Origin of the sequence: Photorhabdus kayaii (assembly GCF_025384895.1) — a bacterium.
GTDB lineage: Bacteria > Pseudomonadota > Gammaproteobacteria > Enterobacterales > Enterobacteriaceae > Photorhabdus > Photorhabdus kayaii.
Map to the genome: position 1 here is coordinate 1 of NZ_JAJAFZ010000027.1, position 21632 is coordinate 21632.

At 40.1% G+C, this 21632-nt stretch carries 20 protein-coding genes, 1 tRNA gene and 1 pseudogene; 10 read left to right on the forward strand and 12 right to left on the reverse strand.

Annotation, left to right across the window (positions count from 1 at the left end; genetic code table 11):
• Positions 1 to 830: 830 nt before the first annotated feature.
• Together LGZ98_RS11895 and LGZ98_RS11900 are read left to right on the forward strand one after the other, a co-directional pair.
• A pseudogene (locus LGZ98_RS11895) lies at positions 831 to 1487 on the forward strand (tail fiber protein); the annotation flags it as partial.
• A 228-nt stretch (positions 1488 to 1715) separates the two neighbouring features.
• Positions 1716 to 2339, forward strand: coding sequence for a tail fiber assembly protein (locus LGZ98_RS11900; RefSeq protein ID WP_390904678.1), 624 nt, complete (start codon positions 1716 to 1718; stop codon positions 2337 to 2339).
• 175 nt (positions 2340 to 2514) lie between these two features.
• Here LGZ98_RS11900 and LGZ98_RS11905 read toward each other — a convergent pair.
• The 3 genes from LGZ98_RS11905 to LGZ98_RS11915 form a co-directional block, all read right to left on the reverse strand.
• Positions 2515 to 2591, reverse strand: a tRNA-Pro gene (locus LGZ98_RS11905).
• A gap of 75 nt (positions 2592 to 2666) precedes the next feature.
• On the reverse strand, positions 2667 to 4406 hold the full coding sequence (yejM, locus tag LGZ98_RS11910; RefSeq protein ID WP_228902745.1) for an LPS biosynthesis-modulating metalloenzyme YejM: 1740 nt from the start codon (positions 4404 to 4406) through the stop codon (positions 2667 to 2669).
• 32 nt (positions 4407 to 4438) lie between these two features.
• A complete protein-coding gene (locus tag LGZ98_RS11915) occupies positions 4439 to 4666 on the reverse strand; it encodes a YejL family protein (protein ID WP_011147091.1) in 228 nt (75 codons plus the stop codon).
• A 271-nt stretch (positions 4667 to 4937) separates the two neighbouring features.
• On the opposite strand from LGZ98_RS11915, the gene yejK reads away from it, so the two are divergent.
• Positions 4938 to 5942: a nucleoid-associated protein YejK gene (gene yejK / locus LGZ98_RS11920; RefSeq protein ID WP_113041930.1), complete on the forward strand. Its 1005-nt coding sequence runs from the start codon at positions 4938 to 4940 to the stop codon at positions 5940 to 5942.
• A gap of 72 nt (positions 5943 to 6014) precedes the next feature.
• Here the strand turns inward: yejK and rplY are convergent, their stop codons facing one another.
• A complete protein-coding gene (rplY, locus tag LGZ98_RS11925; protein WP_113041929.1) occupies positions 6015 to 6299 on the reverse strand; it encodes a 50S ribosomal protein L25 in 285 nt (94 codons plus the stop codon).
• A gap of 202 nt (positions 6300 to 6501) precedes the next feature.
• Entirely contained in the window at positions 6502 to 8259 is a 1758-nt protein-coding gene (locus tag LGZ98_RS11930) for a DNA repair helicase RadD (RefSeq protein WP_262978118.1), read from the reverse strand.
• Positions 8260 to 8548: 289 nt separating this feature from the next.
• Between LGZ98_RS11930 and rsuA the strand changes: the two genes are divergently transcribed.
• The 4 genes from rsuA (at position 8549) to LGZ98_RS11950 (ending at position 11972) form a co-directional block, all read left to right on the forward strand.
• Positions 8549 to 9250 (forward strand): 16S rRNA pseudouridine(516) synthase RsuA, encoded by a 702-nt coding sequence (gene rsuA, locus LGZ98_RS11935; protein ID WP_112878522.1) that lies wholly within the window; start codon positions 8549 to 8551, stop codon positions 9248 to 9250.
• A gap of 42 nt (positions 9251 to 9292) precedes the next feature.
• Positions 9293 to 10477 carry a Bcr/CflA family multidrug efflux MFS transporter gene (locus tag LGZ98_RS11940; RefSeq protein WP_113041926.1) on the forward strand — a complete coding sequence of 395 codons (1185 nt, stop codon included), beginning with the start codon at positions 9293 to 9295 and terminating at the stop codon, positions 10475 to 10477.
• Between the two features lie 998 nt (positions 10478 to 11475).
• Positions 11476 to 11820 (forward strand): YejG family protein, encoded by a 345-nt coding sequence (locus LGZ98_RS11945; protein ID WP_113041925.1) that lies wholly within the window; start codon positions 11476 to 11478, stop codon positions 11818 to 11820.
• The gene (locus tag LGZ98_RS11950; RefSeq protein WP_158536531.1) at positions 11817 to 11972 is read left to right on the forward strand and encodes a hypothetical protein; all 156 of its coding nucleotides are present in this window, start codon (positions 11817 to 11819) and stop codon (positions 11970 to 11972) included. The genes LGZ98_RS11945 and LGZ98_RS11950 overlap by 4 nt, the downstream gene beginning before the upstream one ends.
• A gap of 34 nt (positions 11973 to 12006) precedes the next feature.
• Here the strand turns inward: LGZ98_RS11950 and mepS are convergent, their stop codons facing one another.
• The gene (mepS, locus tag LGZ98_RS11955) at positions 12007 to 12597 is read right to left on the reverse strand and encodes a bifunctional murein DD-endopeptidase/murein LD-carboxypeptidase (protein WP_113041924.1); all 591 of its coding nucleotides are present in this window, start codon (positions 12595 to 12597) and stop codon (positions 12007 to 12009) included.
• 349 nt (positions 12598 to 12946) lie between these two features.
• Positions 12947 to 13651: a phosphatase PAP2 family protein gene (locus tag LGZ98_RS11960; protein ID WP_113041923.1), complete on the reverse strand. Its 705-nt coding sequence runs from the start codon at positions 13649 to 13651 to the stop codon at positions 12947 to 12949.
• 398 nt (positions 13652 to 14049) lie between these two features.
• Between LGZ98_RS11960 and LGZ98_RS11965 the strand changes: the two genes are divergently transcribed.
• Positions 14050 to 14367, forward strand: a complete 318-nt coding sequence (locus LGZ98_RS11965; protein ID WP_262978119.1) for a YmdA family protein — start codon at positions 14050 to 14052, stop codon at positions 14365 to 14367.
• 226 nt (positions 14368 to 14593) lie between these two features.
• Here the strand turns inward: LGZ98_RS11965 and yeiP are convergent, their stop codons facing one another.
• From yeiP to LGZ98_RS11980, 3 genes are all read right to left on the reverse strand, one after another.
• Positions 14594 to 15166, reverse strand: a complete 573-nt coding sequence (gene yeiP, locus LGZ98_RS11970; RefSeq protein WP_112878518.1) for an elongation factor P-like protein YeiP — start codon at positions 15164 to 15166, stop codon at positions 14594 to 14596.
• Between the two features lie 132 nt (positions 15167 to 15298).
• Complete coding sequence (mtr, locus tag LGZ98_RS11975; RefSeq protein ID WP_113041922.1) at positions 15299 to 16558, reverse strand: tryptophan permease; 1260 nt, start codon at positions 16556 to 16558, stop codon at positions 15299 to 15301.
• A gap of 115 nt (positions 16559 to 16673) precedes the next feature.
• Complete coding sequence (locus tag LGZ98_RS11980; RefSeq protein WP_262978120.1) at positions 16674 to 17093, reverse strand: nucleotide triphosphate diphosphatase NUDT15; 420 nt, start codon at positions 17091 to 17093, stop codon at positions 16674 to 16676.
• Positions 17094 to 17319: 226 nt separating this feature from the next.
• Between LGZ98_RS11980 and fruK the strand changes: the two genes are divergently transcribed.
• Complete coding sequence (gene fruK, locus LGZ98_RS11985) at positions 17320 to 18258, forward strand: 1-phosphofructokinase (protein ID WP_113041920.1); 939 nt, start codon at positions 17320 to 17322, stop codon at positions 18256 to 18258.
• 19 nt (positions 18259 to 18277) lie between these two features.
• On the opposite strand, the gene nfo is transcribed toward fruK, so the two are convergent.
• Both nfo and LGZ98_RS11995 read right to left on the reverse strand, forming a co-directional pair.
• Positions 18278 to 19120 (reverse strand): deoxyribonuclease IV, encoded by an 843-nt coding sequence (gene nfo / locus LGZ98_RS11990; RefSeq protein ID WP_113041919.1) that lies wholly within the window; start codon positions 19118 to 19120, stop codon positions 18278 to 18280.
• Positions 19121 to 19357: 237 nt separating this feature from the next.
• On the reverse strand, positions 19358 to 20440 hold the full coding sequence (locus LGZ98_RS11995) for a YeiH family protein (protein ID WP_113041918.1): 1083 nt from the start codon (positions 20438 to 20440) through the stop codon (positions 19358 to 19360).
• A 189-nt stretch (positions 20441 to 20629) separates the two neighbouring features.
• On the opposite strand from LGZ98_RS11995, the gene yieE reads away from it, so the two are divergent.
• Positions 20630 to 21493 (forward strand): DNA-binding transcriptional regulator YeiE, encoded by an 864-nt coding sequence (yieE, locus tag LGZ98_RS12000; RefSeq protein WP_262978121.1) that lies wholly within the window; start codon positions 20630 to 20632, stop codon positions 21491 to 21493.
• Positions 21494 to 21632: the final 139 nt, after the last annotated feature.

Sequence of the window (21632 nt, forward strand, 5' to 3'; positions counted from 1 at the left end):
ATCTTCTTTGGTAGGGGTAGTTCATATGGGGCTTTTGTATGTACCTACAAAAAATTTGCAGGTCGGGAAATTGGTTATAACGATTAATTATAATTTCTATTAATTAATATATTAAATAGAAAATAAATGAAGTCAGGCAAGCGGAGTTTTACACCAACCCCCAGCCATAAAAAAACCAACCCTAACAGGTTGGTTTTTCTAGGGAAATTTGGTCGGCATGAGAGGATTTGGGCTTCCGACCTTTATGAAAATAACGAGCGTGTATCTTATGAAGACGGAGAGCCATACGATATTCTTGAACACGGTAGATTAGGTGTTAGGGTAAAGATTCAGTGTGGAACGCTAAGTAGGGAGAATTGTAGGAATATATAGAAGGAATAAGAACGAAATAATTTCTAGATGTATATTTTCGATTCCAAAATATTGGGGTGCTTATTGCTGGTAATGATACAAAAATATTTAACCTTAATAAGTAATAAGAACACTGCATTATTCTTTTTCTGAACTAGACTTTAATTGGTGTGAATTGCAAGGGGATTATTTTTGCAATAACTCAATATATTGATTATATACTCAAGATACTTCAAAGTGCATGTTTGAAAAACGATTATGTTGTTGAATTTAAATGTTTTTATATCTGACATCTCAAGCATCTTGAAGTTCATTCGGTATATACCCTATGGATTTCAAGATGCATCGCGACGGCAAGGGAGTGAATCCCCGGGAGCATAGAAAACTATGTGACCGGGGTGAGCGAGTGCAGCCAACAAAGAGGCAGCTTGAAAGATAACGGGTATAAAAGAATATTATGTAATTTAAGGAGAAAGTATATGAATCCTAAGAATGATTTTAAGGCTTTTTCTATTAATAATAATGCGAATGTAGTGAGTCAAGAAGAATATGAGGTCAATCAGAGTTTGCAGACTGGATTTTCACCCGATAATGTTCCCACTCACTTGTTAAATAAAGTATTACGTCAAGCGTCAATGGTATCATCTGCCGTGGCTGATTTTATCGCGGTACGATCTGGCAATGATGTTCTGGATGATGGGAACACAACCAAACTAACCGCGCAATTAAATAAAGCATTAGAGCAAAAAATTACAACAGACATTCCCAGTGCCTCATTAACACAAAAAGGTGTTGTCCAGCTTACAAATGTGATTGGCAATAGCGATACATTAGTGGTTACACAGAAGCTTGTTCAGGAAGTAATAAATTCATTACGTGAGTATACCCGCGAAGAGATAGATAATCGGATTAAAACAGCTAATGAAATTCCTGTTGGTTCTCCTATTCCTTGGCCGTTGCCCTATCCACCTATCGGCTATCTCACTTGTAATGGTGCATTTTTCAATAAATTACAGTACCCGAAGTTGGCAGAAGTTTATCCTGACGGTAGATTACCCGATCTAAGGGGAGAATTTATCCGGGGTTGGGATGATGGAAGAGGGGTAGATCCATCTCGTTCATTATTATCATGGCAAGAAGGGTCTTATTTGGTACAGGAAATTTATGCGCCTGGTGATAATATTCTTACCTTTTCACTCAATGATCGTGGTAAATTGAAGTGGGATGTTCCCGAAAGTAGCAATATTTCGACAAGAGTTAAATGGATTGAAAAGACTCATCTCGGGGAAGCGAGTAAGGATTATATAGGAGTGTCAAGACCTCGTAATATCGCATTTAACTACGTCGTCAAGGCGGGAATAATAGTGACACAAGAATCTATCTTAGATTCAGAAATTGCCATATTAGGTGAAGACAGATTAGCGACTCAAGCCGGCTGGATAAAGGTTTATCATGTTAATCCTTATTCGAGAGAATTTGCTGGAACTAATTTTGAGTATGTCGCAAAAGGTGTGGGTTTATCAGCGCGTTCTTACCCTGATGCGCCAGATTTTTCCGATTCTGATGATATGGCTATTTGTCGCAGTGAAGACGGTAAGTGTTGGGAAATTGTCCCTGACCACAGAGGGAAAATAGCTTACAACAAGCAAACTCGCGCACAACTAGAAATTATTGAATTGGGTGAGCTACCGGAAATTCTGACATTTAAGAAGCCTGATACCGATTACGATAGATGGGATGGTAAAGAGTGGATGGTTGATAAAGAGCTTCTCAAATCCCATCAGATTGAGGAAGCAAAACGGAAGAAAGCAGAACTGTTAAGACAAGCAAATGAAACAATCTCATTGCTACAAGACTCTGTTGACTTGGAAGTCGCTACAGACTCAGAGAAAGAAGCTTTGCTCGAATGGAGAAAATACAGAGTATTGCTGACTCATACAGATTTGAATCAAGCGCCTGATGTGAAGTGGCCGGAGGTGCCGAAGTGAGAACAGTAATAATTAGGTAATTTTATGTTTTGGGGTGAGAAGAACTGGTTTGTTAATGGCTATGAATGCCAGGTTTGAAGTCGGGGTTTTGCCCCGGTTTTTCCCTAATTTTTCCCCAGCCAACCCCCAGCCATAAAAAAACCAACCCTAACAGGTTGGTTTTTCTAGGGAAATTTGGTCGGCATGATAGGATTTGAACCTACGACCCCCGACACCCCATGACGGTGCGCTACCAAGCTGCGCTACATGCCGATAATTCCTATTATAGTACTGATTTTTTATCTAAAAGCAAGTACTGAATTTTGTGACCGATTGATTTTTAAGCATTTAGTTGGCTATAAAATGTTTAACCTCGGTTAGTATCTGTAGCAGTTGTGCCAGATTGGGTTTAGCATCTTTGATTTCGTTGCCTTCCAGGTCATATAGGTGATATTCACCATTTTTATCCAAGAACAAGGTGTTTTCACTGGTTGTAATGATCAAGGAACCATCATCACCGGTAATTATCCACGGGTTATCACGCTGTGCTGCAAATAGATCTTCGCCTTGAGAATAATCATCAGGAGAATTGCTGACGTGCAACAAACGTTGCATTAATGTTGTCATGACGTCCTGATGGCTTGTCAGTTTACTAATTGTCTGTGATGGTGTTCCTGGCCAATGAATCAGCAGTGGAACATGCATTTGAGCACGATTGAGTCTGCCATTATTTATCCACTTAGGTGGATGTGTCGCGGCAAGTTCACTGTGTTCTGCGGTAATAACGATGACCGTATTGTTCAGTGCATTTTTGCTTTTTAGTGTCTCTAGTACAGTATTAATCTGACTATCAAGAGCAGCCGCATTACCTACTGCATCTGTTTTATCCAAGCCACTTAGCCTTAAGAAGGAGAACCAAGGAGCGTTAGTATTGGGTAAATTCAGCCATTGCTGCCATTGTTCGACGGTGAGTTGGTTGCTTTGGTTGACCTCAATAGGTAATGAATAGTCGGAAAGTAATGCATGACGATAAAGCGGAGTGTCAAATCCTACGGAAGAGAATAGGCCGAATTGATATCCCTGATGAGTCAGGGCATTAATCAGGGCTGATGATTTACGTCCAGCCAGTATTCCATCCAGATAACCAGAAGAAATGCCATAAAACAACCCGAATAGGGCCGTATCATTTTGAATCCCGGTGCTGAAATGTTGATTAAACTGAATGTTGGTTTCTCTGAAATGAGAGAGCGCAGGCATATTCTCGGTAATATCTTCATTATCCAGCTTATCAGCTACCAGTATTAACAGGTTGTATCCGCTTCCTTTATTCAGATAAGTCAGATCATTAAGTGGATATTCCACTGTCAGCGCAGCAGGATCACCCTGTTGCATAAGGCGGCGCTGATATTCTTGTTGATCCAGCAAACCATGTTTTTCAAGAAATTTACGCGCAGTCATTGGATAGGAGAGCGGTAGGTTGGAACGTTGCATGGTGATCGGACGATAAAAATTAGCGTCAGCCCAGATATACATCAGATGGGAAGCGACAAAGGCCAAAATCAGGACGGCAGCCAGTGGCTTACCAAATCGTTGCCGATTCAGGCTGCGTAGTTTCTGCCAACTCCAGGTGCCAAATAACATCTGTATCAGAAAAATGACCGGGATACAGATGAACATTAGCTGCCATTCTCGCGCCAGTTCCCCTTGATCAGGATTGATGACTAAATCCCAAACTAAAGGTGTAAGGTGAAGGTGGAAACGGTTGTATATGGCAATATCGAATATTAATAGTGTCAGTCCGGCAGTAGCGAAAATGGCTGAAAGAAACCTGAGCAGGCGCTGCGACATGGAAATAAATGTCAGTGGAAACAGAACCAGCAAATAAGCAGCAAAAACAATAAAACTAAAGTGCCCCAGCCAACTAGCCAGAGCATAAACTCGACCGAATAGTGAGCCCGGCCAGTCAGAAACAAACAGATAACGACTACCCAGTCCAAGGCTGAGCAGGATGTTAAACAGGGCAAACCAGTGCCCCCAGCTAATCATCTGGGAAACTTTTTCACGATAACGCTGACGGCTAGTCACCATATTTTGTTTACGTTGTGGTCTTTAGTTAAAAATTAATGGGCTTTATCTTCGTTTACGGAAGATTTAAGCGCGTGTGCAAACGAGTCAGCAATATGTCTGCGCTGTGCAGGAGATATACTCGTATTGATTAAATTTGTCACCATATTGCCCAGCACCATTAGAGAAAGGTCTGTCGGGGTACGGTTTCTTTCTAGAACACTGACGAGTTCTGTTAGTAAACGTTCAACGTGTTCGTCACTGTAACGAGATGACTGTGGCATAGATTTAAACTTCCTGAACTAACAAAGCACATTATCTTACCGTATAGATGCGTGATTTTCTGCTCTTTTGTGGCAAATTAATTTACGGTTAAGATTATGTTGCAGTAATAGCCTACTTTTAGCAATTTTTTGATATCTGTCAGCAAATTATAGTTGGTGGCAGATGATGAAATGTTATTTTCTTTTGGGGGTTTTTTATTGCAGTCGTTTGTTATCGGTGTTTGAATGCGTGTTTAAAAATGCGTGAAGTCAGCCGAAAGGAGTAGAAAGAATGAGTCTGCAAATAGACCAGATTGCCTTGCATCAATTAATCAAGCGTGATGAACAGACATTAGATGTCATGCTGCGTGATTCTTTGCTCGCCACCGATCAAGTGGTGGAAGATATGATGGCTGAATTACACCGAGTATACAGCGCAAAAAGTAAAGCTTACGGCTTATTTAATGAAGAGAGTGAATTGGCAGAAGCACTCAAACATCAGCGTAAAGGTGATGAAGATTTTCTTGGGTTCAGTCGTGCAGCAACGGCACGTTTGAGGGATGAACTGGCAAAATATCCGTTTGCCGAGGGAGGGACGGTCCTGTTTTGTCAGTATCGCTATTTGGCGGTAGAGTATTTATTGATTGCCGTACTTAATAGCTGTAACAGTATGTCTGTTAACGATAATCTGGATTTAAATACTACGCATTATCTGGATATTCCTCATGCAGATATTGTTGCTCGCATAGATTTGACGGAGTGGGAGGCTAATCCTGAATCAAGCCGTTATTTAACATTCTTGAAAGGCCGGGTAGGGCGTAAAGTTTCAGATTTCTTTATGGATTTTCTCGCTGCTAGTGAAGGTATGAATGCTAAAGTTCAGAATAAAGGCTTGCTACAAGCAGTTGATGATTATTGTGAATCTGGTGAGCTTGATAAGAATGAGCGTCAAGCCTATCGTCAGCAAGTATACAGCTATTGTAATGATCAATTGCAGGCGGGAGAGGAAATTGAGATTAAGGCGTTGTCTCAGGAATTACCTACATTTGGAGAGCAGAATTTTCAGCAGTTTTCACAGGAACAAGGATATGAGCTGGAAGAGAGTTTTCCGGCTGATCGCAGTACGTTACGCCAGTTGACTAAATTTGCCGGTAGTGGTGGCGGATTAACAATCAATTTTGATGCAATGTTATTTGGTGAAAGAATTTTTTGGGATCCGGCAACGGATACTTTAACGATTAAAGGCACGCCGCCAAATTTACGAGATCAGTTACAGCGTCATCGTGGTGGTCATTGATGCTAAGAAATAAATAACGCCGCATTTGCGGCGTTATTTACTCGGCGTCCCGAAAAGCTCGGCTGTGGCTAATTAAGCACGCAGGAAGTCAATGTGCGTCAGTTTTGGCTTAAACGGATGGCGCTGTACAGCCTGCACTTTAACTTTAGTTTCTTTACCGTCGATAACCAAGGTCAGAACTTCACTATAAAATTCAGCTTGGTGTTCCATATTGATAACCTGATCATGATTCAGTTCAATAGAAACTGGCTCTTGGTTGCCACCGTATACGATAGCTGGGAACTTGTTAGCTCTGCGCAGGCGGCGGCTCGCACCTTTGCCCTGCTCTTTACGTACTTCTGCATTAATAGTAAACATTATTTTTTCTCTTCAAGAAGAAAATAAATCCTGCTACAGGCGACCCAGCAGCAGGTTCGAGATTTGGCTTAACATTTAACATAGTAACTAACATAGTAACACCGTGTTAAGCGGGCGGCATTCTAGCGAAAAATGGTAGTTACAGCAAATGGAATAGGTCAATCTGAACCTATTAATACAGTTCATTTTAATACAATTCATCTTAATACAATTCATCTGCTCGTCGAAAACGCCCTTGGTAATCAAAGATCTTTTCACGAATTTGCCAGAATCGGCCTTTTTTACGGGCGACAACAAAATCTGGATGGCGTAATAAAGATTGCCGGCGAACGATATCTGAGGCGGTTTTCCAGTCAAAAGGTATTGCCGGGGCACGTTGATGCTGACGGAGAAATTGGCGCTCAAAGGCTAGTCGTTGGGCAGGGGTTGTCAGCCGAAAGCGTTCCGAAACATCAGCACCATCTTCATCGTAATAGATGATTTTCAGACATTCGCCTTTACTGTCAGTTTCAGAGATGAGTTGCATGCCACCACAACGCAGTACCAGTGCATCTTTGAGCTTCAATGCGGCTTTCAACATATCGTCGGGATCAACCAGCACTTCCTGGCAACTGTGGCAACGCCGCGCTGCAATATCATTTTCTGCATTGCAATGAGGGCAGAGTTTAAAACGAAAGCGGAACTCACATTGATGGCGTTTGCCGCATTGATCCTTTTCCCAACCCTGACAGCGGCGACCGAAGTGTTCAATAATTTCACCGTCGGAGGTGCATTTTCCCCAAAATAGATTAGCGAAGTTACAGATAGGGCAGAATACTTGAACCGGTTGGCTCTGTTTATCCGGTTTATTGCTGCCAACTTCTGGTGTGTAGAGATCGTGAGGATTTCCTGCATAATCGAGAATCAGGCAATCTTTTTTGCCGGGAAATAATCGTAAACCCCGACCGATAATTTGCTGATATAAACTGACGGATTCAGTAGGGCGCAAAATAGCTATCAGATCAACATGGGGAGCGTCAAATCCAGTTGTCAATACGGCGACGTTAACCATATAGCGCAATCGCTGAGTTTTAAAGGCTTCGATAAACAGATCACGATCAGCGGTTGATGTATCAGAACTGACTAATGCGGCTTGGCCGGAAGGGAGTAATTGAAAAATCTCTTTGGCATGTTCGACAGTTGCAGCAAAAAGCATAACACCTTTGCGATCAGCGGAATATTCAATAACCTGTCTGATAATATGGGGGGTGATGCGTTTTTGTCGTTTGATTTCGTGATTTAAATCAGTTTCATTGAAGATGCCTTGCTGACTAGAGTGAACTTGGCTGAAATCATATTGCATAACGGGCATATCTAGCCGTTTTGGCGGGATCAGGAAACTGTGTTTAATCATATAACGCAGGGGCAATTCATAGATGCAATCACGAAAAAAACGACTTTCATCACCACGGATCATGCCGTGATAGTGATATTGATATATCCAGCCGGTAGCCAGTCTGTAAGGTGTCGCCGTTAAGCCGAGAATACGTAGTTGTGGATTATTTTGCCGAAGGTGATGAATAATTTGCTGATATTGGCTGTTTTCATCATCACTAATACGGTGGCATTCATCAATTATCAGCAAAGAGAATTGATTATCAAAATATTCAAGATTGCGGGCAACAGATTGTACACTGCCAAACACCACCTTGCCTGTGCTTTGCTTCTGCTGCAATCCTGCGGAAAAAATATCTGCGGGTAAACCGTATGCGCAGTATTTGCTGTAATTCTGTATAACTAATTCTTTTACATGAGCCAATACTAATACTCTCCCGCGAGCTAATTTTGCCAGTTCAGCAATAACCAGGCTTTTACCTGCTCCAGTTGGTAACACAATGACCGCGGGCTCATGATGGTGCCGGAAATGATTGATGGTGGCATCCACGGCTTCTTGCTGATAGGGACGTAAAGTAAAAGTCATAATCGTTTCGCAACCGAAAAATATTCGCAAAAGAGTAACATTTTCCTTATCAATTTTCTGTGGACGGAAGTCAAAGTAAGATAATTATCTGACTGAGTGAAACTATGACTGGTTATAATAAATAGATAATTGTTGTTTATAGTAAACATAGTTATGATTAGCTTTGAAATATTTTGGGCTCATTTCATATCTTCTTTTTTGGTGGCTCGGTGTTGTAGTGCCAAGGTGGTGCCAAAATAGTAGAGGATCACATTCATTTTTAAATTAATTAATACAGGTGTCTTCATCCATGCGATTGGATAAATTTTTGTCACAACAACTTGGTATCAGTCGGAATGACGTAGGGCGCGAGTTGCGTGCGGGGCGTATCACTGTTGATGATGAGATTGTAAAAACGGGAGCTTATAAATTAACTCCAGAGCAACAGGTCATGTTTGATGGTTCATTATTGGAACAGCAGCAAGGGCCTCGTTATTTTATGCTAAATAAACCACAGGGATATGTCTGTTCCACCGATGATCCGATAAATCCAACGGTGCTCTATTTTATTGATGAGCCGGTAGCGCATAAATTACATACCGCGGGTAGGTTGGATATGGATACTACGGGTCTGGTTTTGCTAACTGATGATGGTCAATGGTCTCATCGTATTACTTCCCCGAAACATCATTGTAAAAAAACATATCTAGTCACACTTGAATGTCCAGTTGCAGCAGAAACGGCAGATAAATTTCTTGCAGGTGTGCAACTTAATGGTGAAAAAACAGTGACAAAACCCGCCCAGCTGGAAATTCTGGAGCCTCAAGTAGCCCGTCTGACGATTAGTGAAGGGCGTTATCATCAGGTAAAACGTATGTTTGCAGCGGTAGGTAATCGGGTAACCTCGCTTCATCGTGAGCGAATCGGTGAAATCATCTTAGCTCCTGAACTGGAGCCAGGAGAGTACCGATCATTAACTGAGCAAGAAATTGCCAGTGTCACTCTTCTTTAATCCTGGTTTTAGTTAATTATTTAAATTATTGGAGCAATATACGTGCAACAACAACGATCATCCTATTTGGGACTGATTTTAATCCTTGGGCTACTTTCTATGTTAATGCCCCTTGCCATTGATATGTATTTGCCGAGTTTGCCGACTGTTGCCGAGGATTTCGGTGTAGATAACGGACAGGTTCAGATGACGCTGAGCAGTTATATTCTTGGCTTTGCCATTGGTCAGATGGTATATGGTCCAATGGCTGACAGTTTGGGGCGTAAGCCGGTTATTCTGGGTGGGGTTACTGTATTTGCTCTAGCTTCAGCTGCGTGTGCAATGGTTCAGAATATCGATGATTTTATTTATATGCGCTTTTTGCATGGATTCTCCGCCGCCGCAGCGGGTGTTGTCATTAATGCGCTAATGCGAGATCTGTTCACCAAAGACGAATTCTCGCGTAGCATGTCTTTTGTGATATTGGTAATGACCATTGCCCCATTAATTGCTCCAATTCTTGGTGGCATGATAATGATTTGGTTCACCTGGCATGCGATTTTCTGGAGTATTGCGGTGGCTTCTGTTATTGCTGTATTCCTTGTCGCTTTCTTTATAAGAGAGACTTTGCCAAAAGAAAAAAGACAAAAATTTCATCTTCGTACAACCGTAAGCCAGTTTATTATGTTATTTCGCCAGCGTCGTGTATTTTGCTACATGCTTGCCAGCGGTTTTTCATTTGCGGGAATGTTCTCTTTTCTCAGTGCAGGGCCATTTGTTTATATTGAGTTGAATGGTGTTTCGCCCCAGCACTTTGGTTATTACTTTGCGCTTAACATCGTATTTCTGTTTGTGATGACGACAATAAATAGTCGCTATGTCCGGCGTTTTGGTGCGTTGAAGATGATGTATTTTGGTTTGAGTGTGCAGCTTATGATGGGGATCTGGTTATTACTGTCTACCGCGCTCGATTTTGGCTTTATTGCTCTGGTCATCGGTGTTGCAGCTTATGTATGTGGTATTGCAATGATTACATCCAATGTCATGGCAGTGGTTTTAGATGATTATCCACATATGGCCGGAACGGTGTCTTCATTGGCAGGTACAGTTCGTTTTGGTATTAGTGCTTTGGTTAGTATATTACTTGCTATGTTACCTGCACGTAATGCCTGGCCAATGGTTGGTTCTATGGTTTTATCTGTTATTTTGGCTGTGTTGCTTATTATATACGCAAAAAAGCGGCGATAAATAAAAACAGAAGGCTGTTTTCATGTGCAGCCTTTTCCTTCAAAAGAAAATTAGAATAAGCGAAAAATATTTTTGATGATGTTGTCTGGTTATAATTTTATGTGAGATTGTTGAGGTTTTTTTATTCTAAAATATATGTCTACTTTCGTTGATATATTCTTGATTGACAAGGGTAAGATTTAATCTTTTTTATTAAAGATAACCAATTAGAACAAAAAATTATGCTATTTTTTGTTATTCTAAGATTTGCCATTAAGTAACGAGGTTGTAATAGCTTTGTAGTATTAGCTGCATTTTCTGTATTACTAACATTATCATTAAAAACGATAATGTTAGTAAAGAGAATATTTTTCCTGAATATTCAGGAAAATTGAAAAATTGGTTATGCATAATATACCCTATGGATTTCAAGATGCATCGCGACGTCAAGGGAGTTTATTTTTTTATTATCGCTGTTGTGTATTTGCTGATTTTTATATTCCTATTGAGCTGAGAAGCTAACTTTTTACTATAAGGAAATTCCGAAATGTTTTTCCGTGTGAATAAATTGTTATTAATGCATTGATAGTAGTTATAAGTCATTGTTGTATTTTTGTTAAATTAAAAAATATTAAACGGCGTTATCATTAGGTTTTCATTAATTATACCTTATAAAACACATTGTTATCTATTTGTTTTTACAGTTCTTATTTGATTTTTATGTTAAGGTATTGAGTTGAAAAAATAAAATATGTAAACAATCATTAAACATAAAGTTGGGTTTTTGCATAAAAATTAGTTGAGTTTTCTTTAAAAAAAGTATAAATATATGAGAAATGAGAGATTGATCTCACTTTTTCTAAGGTGAAATTTGGAATTAATGTAATACTATAAACACAAATTTAACTTTTCGTTTACCTTTTTTGGGGGTTAGTTATTCGGTTTTGGCGAGTAGAACACCTGAAGATAGCCGCTAACTTTAACTTTTGTATCTATGTTCTTTCAGGTAGGAATGATTCGTGAATAATATTCAGCTTTCGGTAGTACATCGGCTGCCGCAAAGTTACAAGTGGTCACCCGGTTTTGTGGGTATCAAAGTTGAGCCGCTTCCGGTTGATGAAGTGAATGCAGAAAGCAGCCTGATGGGGTTGAAGTTACTCAGCCACGAAGACGGGGCTGCGTGGAATATTATGCAAAAATTACAGCAATCACTTGCTGATATGCAAATTGGAAGCACTGTGATTGAGTTGGAAGGTCAGCCGTGCTTATTTATTAATAGTGAAGACGAAAGTGCGGTTATGTGTCGTTTGAAGACACTTGGCGCAGCCATTGCTGAAAAGATAACAGCGCTTTATCCATTTTGATATATACCCAATGGATTTCAGGATGCATCGCGACGGCAAGGGAGCGAATCCCCGGGAGCATGGCGAACGATGTGACCGGGGTGAGTGAGTGCAGTCAACAAAGAGGCAACTTGAAAGATAACGGGTATAAACGCGAAAAGCGCTTCCTTTAATGGGAGCGCTTTTTTGCGGGCAAGGGAAAAATTTTTAGCCGTTAGGTGCCATATTATTGCTGATGACCCGGCGACCACCATAATAACGTTTGCTCCAGTATGTACTGCTTAACCTGGAAACGATTACACCATTGCTAGTAGAGGCATGAACAAATTGGTCATTGCCAACATAGATGCCAATATGCCTGGTACGGGCACCTGTCTTAAATAAAACTAAATCGCCAGGGCGTAATCTTGAACGGTCGATTTTTTTGCCAATATTTTGTTGTTCAAATGTTGAACGTGGTAGTTCCATGCCAAACTGGTCACGGAAAGTACGTTGAACAAAGGCAGAACAATCTATACCGCGTTTAGTATTGCCACCGAGTCGATAGGCAACTCCTTTCCAGCCATTGTATTGGCTAAGAATTTTGGATTTTATGTCCAGATTACGAACGAGTGCTTCGAATTCATCCTGAGACGCTTGAAGTAAGAAGCCGTTCTTACCATTTACTGCATGCGTATCAGTTTGTGTGTTACGAAACCTTGATGAATCTGGTGAGCTGCACGCGGATAAGGTGATCGCTACGAACAGCGCGGGTATCAGCCGCGTAATGTATCTCAGTGCCGGTTGAGACTTGACCATTATTTTTGTTTTCCCTTGCTATCCTTACCTTAGTTGGTCGCTATTATTGAAAAATATCAAACGCTTCAAAGCCTGGTGTTAGAAAAAACAATGATTAAACAACGCGCTTGGTGAAAAAACGCGTCTGATGCCACGTTTTATAACGATATTTACAATAAATGTTATCCAGATCGAGAGTACAGAAACAATCAGGAAAAGGCGAGTATTTAATGACATAATTTACAAAAAATTAGATTTCTAAATGGGAGAGATCAGGCGTGTTGCTAATTTATGTGGGTTTTATGAACTATTAGGAAGGTTAAATACCTTCCCGATATGATTCAGTAAAATAGAGTTTATGGGAAAGATCTTAAGTTGGGCGACCAATTTGCGGTAGATTCTTATCCAACCAGTTAATCATTATGTCACTTAATGGTGTTAATAATAGCCAACTTGTTCCAATTAGCACCAGAGATAAAGAACCGACTGCAATATCAGTAAACCAGTGAGCTCCTGCCATGATGCGAGGTAACGCAAATATTACCATAATGAGTAATGCAATACAGAATGCTCTGCCTGAGATATATCGAAGAATAAAGCAGCTGAAAATCAGGAGCATTAATCCGTGATCACCTGGAAAGCTATCGCCTGATGCATCTTTTGTTACCAGATTGGTCATTTCGCTAATACGATTGATATGATCGAAGGTTAATGTTGGGCTTGGACGGACAACAGGGAGTAGATGACCGATTTGGTTAAGTATAATTGCGCTTATTATCATGACCAAACCAATCATGAATAATCTGCGTTTGCCATCGTAATTTTGTTTACGAAAAGTGTTGTAATACAGCAATCCCATACATAAAAGTGAAATGACATCGAAGGCCCTGATATTCACAAATGCTACAAATTCTGTGAATGTTGAGCCTGATATTAATTTCTCATTAAAGAAGTAGAAGATTGCAGAGTCGATCTTGAGCCAGAAACCATGATGCTCTGGTAAATACCAGGAGAGAAATAAAGTGATACCTAACAGGTTCAGTATAAATATGGCAAATGGGTGACTGCGTGTCATGGGAGACCTATTTGTTAAAAATAAGATAAATGGTAACTAAACTTACAATTATGTAGGTTAATATAACAAATATTGAGTAATAATGTCACAGTTCTTAATCATAAGTTAATTTGTTGTTGTTTATCTACTTTGGTAACTATTCCTGTTCAATTCCATGGATTTTATTGAGTGATGTTGGGGTGTTTAAGGTTGTAAATTCTTAATTTATTGAAAATTACTTCTGATAATTCTAATATTGTAAGATATAAATATCTTAATCAGTTTTAATCGCTAAAAATCATAAATAAACAATGAAAATAGCCGTTACCAATACATAGACTCAGAAATTTTTCCGATTTCTAGATTGATTTCATTTTTGGAAATCGCAGCGAATGATGCTGTTTTATGGAGGGGGCTTTATGTCTATGTTTCGGGTTATAATGGGTTGTTTTTTCCTAATGATTTCTGGTCTTGTCAATAGTGAACCAGAAACAACATCAAATACAGGGGTTATTCGCTTTTCTGGTGCGATCGTTGAATCACCGTGTCGTTTTGATTGGCGTGATAACTGGGCTGACACCACTTGTTGGCGAAAAGGACATAAGATTACCCAACGACAAAAGCTCGATTTGCAAAATGATATTTATTTTTATTTACCACACCAAATAGGGATAACAGAGATTAAATGGATAAAAGGAAAAGAGAAAATTGGCGTTGTTACAATTTTCTATAATTGATGTTAAGAAAAGTTTTACATGTTATTTATTCAATGTTTAATTGAAGAAGAGTCGGGATTTTATCTGTCATTGCTAAAATGAAGGAGTGACAGATTTATATTTTATTTTGGAATTTAAATTATGCCCAAATGTTAATGGGAAGTAGCTGACTGATTTAATGAATGGAATAAAATAAAAAGTGAGTTACCCTGTTTTATACCGGGTAACTCAGAATTAGCTAATATTATTAATCGCAACGCCCCATATAACGGCGTTCTGCAATATGAATACGGATTTTTTCCCCGCTACTGATATATTCAGGTACTTGCACGGTAAGTCCGGTGCTCATTTTGGCTGGTTTTGTTCGTGCACTGGCTGAAGCGCCTTTAATTCCAGGGGCTGTTTCTTCAATAACCATATCGACTGTTTGTGGTAGCTCAAGGGCAATGACTTGCCCCTCTATTGTCAGAACTTGCATACCAGGCAGGCCACCTTCAGGAATAAATAACAACTCTTCTTCGATTTGTTCCTTTTTAAAGTGATAAGGTGTGAAATCTTCATCATCCATGAAAACATATTCATCGCCATCAATGTAGGAAAAGTTAACGCTACGACGAGTTAGGTTGATCGTATCAAGGATATCATCGCCTTTGAAACGTTCTTCCACTTTTTGACCGGTGCGGATATCAGTAAAGCGCATTTTATATAATGTGCTAGCTCCCCGGGCGCTTGGTGCTTGAATATCAATATCTTTAACCAGCAGTAACTTACCATTATAACTGACGGCGCTACCGCGTTTAATTTCATTGGCTTTAGCCATATGTAACCTTCCATAAAACCACAAGAGAATAATCGGCGACAAAATTACTCGCAGTCAAGACATTAGGCAAGTAGGGATTAAAAAACCCCACTGTTTTTTTACATTGGGGTTGTAGTAAGAATGTTTTATATATCAACGATACACAGGTAATAAATCAAGAGAGGACAAAATATGAGCTATAGCATTTATCAAACCAAACAGAATGACGAACCCAATGAGGAATTTCCCTCCTGGCGCTCGGTAACTGGCTTCAGGAAAGCGCTGGCGACTTGCCCGGGCCATGAGTGCTGGAATAATGACAGCCCAGATGGTTGCAGCGAATCCAGCAAAACCAATGGCATATAGAAAACCATTGGGGAACAGTAAAGCTAGCGCTGTTGGTGGAATAAATGTCACTAATGCAGATTTTAACCGGCCGGGGCTGTTATCTTTAAAACCGAAAAAATCGGCTATGTAATCAAATAGCCCTAAGGAGACACCAAGAAATGAACTTGCTAATGCCATATAAGAGAAGGCATTTAGAAGCTGGTGAACGGTTTTGCTGTTTGTTGTATTATCCATGTGTTTTAATAAATCACCGATATTCCCGCCATCAGCAATAATCTGTTTGAATGCTTCGCGGGGAATATTTCCCTGAATGACATATTGCCACAGGATATAAATAGCTAATGCGATTAATGTGCCTAATAACAGGCTGCGAATAACGGCTTTTCTATCTTTATGATAATATTTTACTAAACTTGGGATGTTACCGTGATATCCGAATGAAACGAGTAAATAGGGCAGAGCGGCTAAAGCGTAAGATATATAACTTGTTGTCGTGTCATTTGATATAGCATCCGTCTGATTAAACAGAATGACATATTTCACTTCGGTAAACATGCCACCAACGGACATAAAAAAAGTAATAACCATACCGCCGATCAAAATTGTGCTCAAACGATCGACAGCTTGAGTCGATAACCAGACAATAAATGCAACGATAAACGCGAAAATAAAGCCAGCATTTGCCTGTGATATCGAAATAATATTTTTAAAATTATGGGCAATAATTGAGCCACCCGCTGAAATGTAGGCGTAGGTTAATATATAAAGTACGAATGCAATAGAGATGCCATTGATTGCATTCCATCCTTTACCGAGTAAATCTTTAGTCATGGTATGGAAGCTTGCACCTGATGGGTAGTTCAGGTTGGTTTCTAGTATCATCAAGCCGGAAAAATACATACACACCCATGTGTAAACCAGCAGAATAATGGAGCCAGTAAACCAGACACCGGAAGTTGCCACAGGAGTAGAGAACATTCCTGCACCGACAGCAGTTCCGGCAATTATCATTGCACCACCCAGTATGGGAGGGCGCTTTAAACTCTGGGGTGTCTCGATGGACATATTAACTCCTGCTGGCATATTGTTTCTTTGTACTAGCTTAAAGATACATTTTTGTCTATAGAGTGTAAATAGATGTCATAAAGGATTATTTGAAATTGAACTAACATAAGTTAGTTCATTCGGTAAAATAAAATTTATTTTCTTGCCACATTTTTATTGCATTCCGGCTAGCTTCAAAATGAGGTTCAGGAAGATTATCGGGATCGCCCCACATAAACTGTTCACATTTTTCTGGTTCCATCAATTTTGGTTCACCACCTGGATGTTTTGCCAGTAAACATACTGAAATAGTATGTTTTCCTTCCTGTTGGTAAGTTTGAAGGTTATTACAAATACCGTAGACCTTTGGTGATTGAATCGTCAGACCCGTTTCTTCTTCAATTTCACGGATTGCACATTGCTCAAAAGTTTCTCCGTCATCAACATGACCACCAAAGATTGACCAGTATGGAGCATGTTTACTGCTACGTTTTCCGAGTAATACTTGACCATATTCGTTCACAATAACTACGCCAACACCCACAATGACAGACATTTGGTTTATTCCTTTCATCTAAATTTCAATAAATTAGCAATTCTTTTTGAGAAAAATTCAATGCTATTCTTATCTGGAAATCAATTTAAGACAACGATCAATAACGATCAATAAAGTACGGAATTTAACTGAAACGATTCAATTTTAGTGATATAAAGTGATATAAATAGAACTGAAAATGCGTAGTAATGATGATGATTATTTATTTAGGAGACATCAGGCAAATATGAGCCGTAGAGTTGCCACTATCACCCTAAACCCTGCTTATGATTTGGTAGGATTGTGCCCGGAAATCGTCAAAGGGGCGATCAACCGAGTGCAAGCCGCTGGACTACATGCTGCTGGGAAAGGCAATAATGTTGCTAAGGTTTTGCGTGACTTAGGTATTGATGTCACGGTGAGTGGTTTTTTGGGTAAGGAAAATCAGGAAGGATTTCAACAATTCTTCAATGAAAATGGTATGGTAAATCGTTTTCATTTAGTACCAGGCAGAACACGGATTAATGTCAAATTAACAGAAGAAAGCGGTGAAGTGACAGATTTTAACTTCACTGGTTTTTATGTCGGCGAAGCTGAATGGTCGGGATTTGTTAATGATTCGCTTTCATGGCTTGGACAGTTTGATATGGTTGTTGTGAGTGGTAGCTTACCGGTTGGTGTCTCTGCTGAATCGTTTACCGACTGGATGACCTGTCTACGTCAACTTTGTCCTTGCATTATTTTTGACAGCAGCCGTGAAGCATTGGTTGCAGGGTTAAAAGCATCCCCTTGGTTAGTGAAGCCGAATCGCCATGAGCTTGAAGTATGGGCGGGGCGTCTGTTACCTGAATTATCCGATATCATCATAGCGGCACATCAACTTAGGGATCAGGGAATTGCTCATGTTGTCATATCATTGGGTGAGCAGGGAGCATTATGGGTTAATGCGTCTGGAGCATGGTTGGCGAAACCACCACATTGTAAAGTCGTCAGCACTGTTGGGGCTGGTGATTCAATGGTTGGTGGCTTGGTTTATGGTTTGCTGATGCGGGAATCCAGTGAACATACGTTGCGATTGGCGACCGCTGTATCTGCACTTGCCGTTAGCCAGCCTAATGTTGGTATCAGCAATCGTACTGAATTAGCTGCCATGATGGCTAAAGTTGAACTGATACCCGTTAGATAATGCTTTAATTAAAGAATAATTAATTTTGTTGTAATTTCAGCCAGGCAATTTCTTGTGGCCAAATATCTGGGTTTATTGTTTCAAGGATGAGTGGAATACCATCAAAACGAGCATCTTTCATAATATAACTGAAAGGTGTTTTACCAATATTTCCTTCTCCAAGGCTATGATGTCGGTCAACACGGCTGGCGAATTCACTTTTGGCATCATTTAAATGCATTCCGCATAAATATTGAAAGCCAACAATTTTTTCAAGCTGTTGAAAAGTTTGTTTACAAGCATCGTTTGTACGTAAATCGTAGCCAGCAGCAAAGGCGTGACAGGTATCAATACAGACACCCACTCGGTTTTTATCTTCAACTCCATCAATAATTGCTGCCAGATGTTCAAATTTGAAACCCAGATTAGTGCCTTGACCTGCCGTATTTTCGATAACAGCAATGACTCCCTGGGTTTTATTGAGAGCAATATTGATAGATTCCGCAATACGCGCCAGGCATTTATCCACATCTATTTTATTGAGATGGCTGCCAGGATGGAAATTCAATAAATCGATCCCTAATTGTTCGCAACGTTGCATCTCATCAATAAAAGCCAGTCGGGATTTTTCCAGTGCTTCAATTTCTGGGTGGCCAAGATTAATCAGATAACTGTCGTGAGGGAGAATTTGTCGGCTACCATATCCATAACGTTCACAATTTTCTTTAAATTTATCGATAACGTCAGCGGCTAAAGGTGGAGCATGCCACTGGCGCTGATTTTTTGTAAATAGGGCAAAGGCGGTCGCTTTTAGTTCGTGCGCCCGGATAACTGCTTGATCAACTCCACCGGCAGCGCTGACATGTGCTCCAACAAATTTCATATTTTTCTCCTTCTTACTTTACGTCATTATGGCATTGTTCAATCACTCTATGAACCTTAAGAACGGAAAGGTTATATACCCGTTATCTTTCAAGTTGCCTCTTTGTTGGCTGCACTCGCTCACCCCGGTCACATCGTTAGCTATGCTCCCGGGGATTCTCTCCCTTGCCGTCGCGATGCATCTTGAAATCCATAAGGTATATGCTGTTGAAATAAAATTTCTCCGGGTGGATTCTGATCAGCCAAACAGATGTTGAATGCCAAGATTGATCAAAAGACCACCCGCCATCAGCCATACAAACAAAATTAGAGCCAATAAAATGGGTTTAAATCCGGCCTGACGGATGGCACTTACATGAGTAGTTAAACCCAGTGCCCCCATTGCCATAGTAAGCATAATAGTATCAATATTAATCAGAGAATTAATTATTGCAGCAGGTAGTAAATTGAAAGAGTTAAGACCTGCTATTGCAATAAAAATCACCGCAAACCAGGGGATAGTCATTGGTGTTTTCTCCTGATGGTTTCTGCCATTTTTAGTGTGGGCACGGCTAATGTAACGGGATAATAACAACAGGAATGGCGCCAACATCATAACCCTGATCATTTTACTGATAACGGCTGCGTTTTCCGTTTGATCGCTAATAGCATGCCCAACAGCAACAACTTGAGCAACTTCGTGAAGGGTGGAACCAGTAAAGATGCCGAAAGTTTCCTGAGTAAGTGGTAACCACTGATAAAGCTCATTGAGTTGATAAAACCACGGATAAATGAAAATAGCGATAGTGCCAAAGATGACAATTGTCGATACCGCAACAGCAACTTTACTGGCAGGGGCATTCACTACTGGCTCTGTTGCCATAATAGCTGCTGCGCCGCAGATACTGCTGCCGGCACCAATTAGTATCACCGTTTGCTGGTCTAATCCAAAGAGTGATTTGCCTAGCCACATTGCAATAAAGAAAGTGGAAGACAACATAGCAGCATCAATCAGAAGGCCGGTAATGCCAACATCGGCAATTTGTTGAAATGTCAAACGGAAGCCATAAAGAATAATACCTGCCCGCAGAAGATAATGTTTTGAGAAATGAATACCTTCATCACAATAAGGTTTGAGTAAAGGATAAACAGTATTACCGGCAATGATCCCTGCAAGGATCGCCAGTGTTAATGTGCCCAGTCCCATATTAATAAACCACGGAATATTGCCGGCATATATTGAAATTGCAGTAAGTGTTGCCGCTAATATTAACCCAAATATTAATTTCATACCGGGAATAGATGATTGTTTGCTGAATTTTTTGGCACGAATGTCAGACATAGAGGTTTCTCACTTTGCTTATATGTTTTAAACATAAGCATATAGCAGACTAACTTATCATTAAAATTGATAATATTTTTATATATAATCGAAAAAATTGGTAAGAAAGTGGATTTTTGTTAAGTTGTCTATTGCCGTATAAAATTAAAACAAGCTAATTTTGACTGACACCATATTTTGCGGGGCAATATGCACATCACATTGAGGCAGTTAGAAGTTTTTACTGAGGTATTGAAAAGCGGTTCAACGACGCAAGCCTCTCAGCAATTGGCACTATCTCAGTCCGCAGTGAGTGCCTCATTAACGGATCTGGAAAGCCAACTTGGCGTACAGCTTTTTGATCGGGTAGGAAAGCGATTGGTGACGAATGAACATGGTCGTCTACTCTATCCCAAGGCGTTGGCATTGCTAGAGCAAGCAGGGGAAATTCAGCAGTTATTCAAACAGGAGTTAGGAGCGCTACGTATCGCTGCCAGTAGCACCATTGGTAATTATATGTTGCCGGAAATGCTGGCAAATTATCGTCAGGATTTTCCTGATACGCCGCTAGAGTTAAATATCAGTAATACGCAGGATGTCATCAATTCTGTGCTGGAATTCCGTGTTGATCTTGGTTTGATAGAAGGTTCCTGTCATAGTCCTGAGTTGATAACTCAACTATGGATGGAGGATGAATTGGTTATTTTTTCTTCTCCTGAAAATCCGCTAGCTAAACAGGATCTAAAATTGGATGATTTAGTTAAGGCATTATGGATATTAAGGGAGAGGGGATCGGGTACAAGAGAAGTGCTGGATCATCTGTTGTTTGCCCATTTACCTGGGTTCAAGATTTTGATGGAATTGGGAAATTCTGAAGCGATAAAACATGCGGTCAAATTTGGTATGGGCATCAGTTGCTTGTCCAGACGAGTCGTTGCAGAGCAATTGCAAAATCGTACTTTACTGGAGTTAAAAGTGCCAGGATTAAGACTTTTCAGAACATTGTACCTGATTTATCATCGGCAAAAGCATATGTCTATCGCACTGCAAAAATTGCTCAGTTACTGCCGGTAAATTTTACGTTTTGTTTAAAATCCAAAATTAGCTGTGTTACTTATAATTTTCTCTAAATTATGAAGGTATCTTATAACAGTGCTTCCTCGCTATTTTGATAGTGAGGATTTGTTACAATCCGCCATCAGATTTATTTGCA

What these genes read in the sequence shown, in the direction of transcription:
- fruK (WP_113041920.1), top strand. Translation starts at nt 17,320, where the DNA reads ATGAGCCGTAGAGTTGCCACTATCACCCTAAACCCTGCTTATGATTTG.
- nfo (WP_113041919.1), bottom strand. Translation starts at nt 19,120, where the DNA reads ATGAAATTTGTTGGAGCACATGTCAGCGCTGCCGGTGGAGTTGATCAA.
- yieE (WP_262978121.1), top strand. Translation starts at nt 20,630, where the DNA reads ATGCACATCACATTGAGGCAGTTAGAAGTTTTTACTGAGGTATTGAAA.
- mtr (WP_113041922.1), bottom strand. Translation starts at nt 16,558, where the DNA reads ATGTCCATCGAGACACCCCAGAGTTTAAAGCGCCCTCCCATACTGGGT.
- LGZ98_RS11915 (WP_011147091.1), bottom strand. Translation starts at nt 4,666, where the DNA reads ATGCCACAGTCATCTCGTTACAGTGACGAACACGTTGAACGTTTACTA.
- yeiP (WP_112878518.1), bottom strand. Translation starts at nt 15,166, where the DNA reads ATGGCTAAAGCCAATGAAATTAAACGCGGTAGCGCCGTCAGTTATAAT.
- LGZ98_RS11980 (WP_262978120.1), bottom strand. Translation starts at nt 17,093, where the DNA reads ATGTCTGTCATTGTGGGTGTTGGCGTAGTTATTGTGAACGAATATGGT.
- yejM (WP_228902745.1), bottom strand. Translation starts at nt 4,406, where the DNA reads ATGGTGACTAGCCGTCAGCGTTATCGTGAAAAAGTTTCCCAGATGATT.
- yejK (WP_113041930.1), top strand. Translation starts at nt 4,938, where the DNA reads ATGAGTCTGCAAATAGACCAGATTGCCTTGCATCAATTAATCAAGCGT.
- LGZ98_RS11960 (WP_113041923.1), bottom strand. Translation starts at nt 13,651, where the DNA reads ATGACACGCAGTCACCCATTTGCCATATTTATACTGAACCTGTTAGGT.
- mepS (WP_113041924.1), bottom strand. Translation starts at nt 12,597, where the DNA reads ATGGTCAAGTCTCAACCGGCACTGAGATACATTACGCGGCTGATACCC.
- LGZ98_RS11930 (WP_262978118.1), bottom strand. Translation starts at nt 8,259, where the DNA reads ATGACTTTTACTTTACGTCCCTATCAGCAAGAAGCCGTGGATGCCACC.
- rplY (WP_113041929.1), bottom strand. Translation starts at nt 6,299, where the DNA reads ATGTTTACTATTAATGCAGAAGTACGTAAAGAGCAGGGCAAAGGTGCG.
- LGZ98_RS11995 (WP_113041918.1), bottom strand. Translation starts at nt 20,440, where the DNA reads ATGTCTGACATTCGTGCCAAAAAATTCAGCAAACAATCATCTATTCCC.
- rsuA (WP_112878522.1), top strand. Translation starts at nt 8,549, where the DNA reads ATGCGATTGGATAAATTTTTGTCACAACAACTTGGTATCAGTCGGAAT.
- LGZ98_RS11965 (WP_262978119.1), top strand. Translation starts at nt 14,050, where the DNA reads ATGTCTATGTTTCGGGTTATAATGGGTTGTTTTTTCCTAATGATTTCT.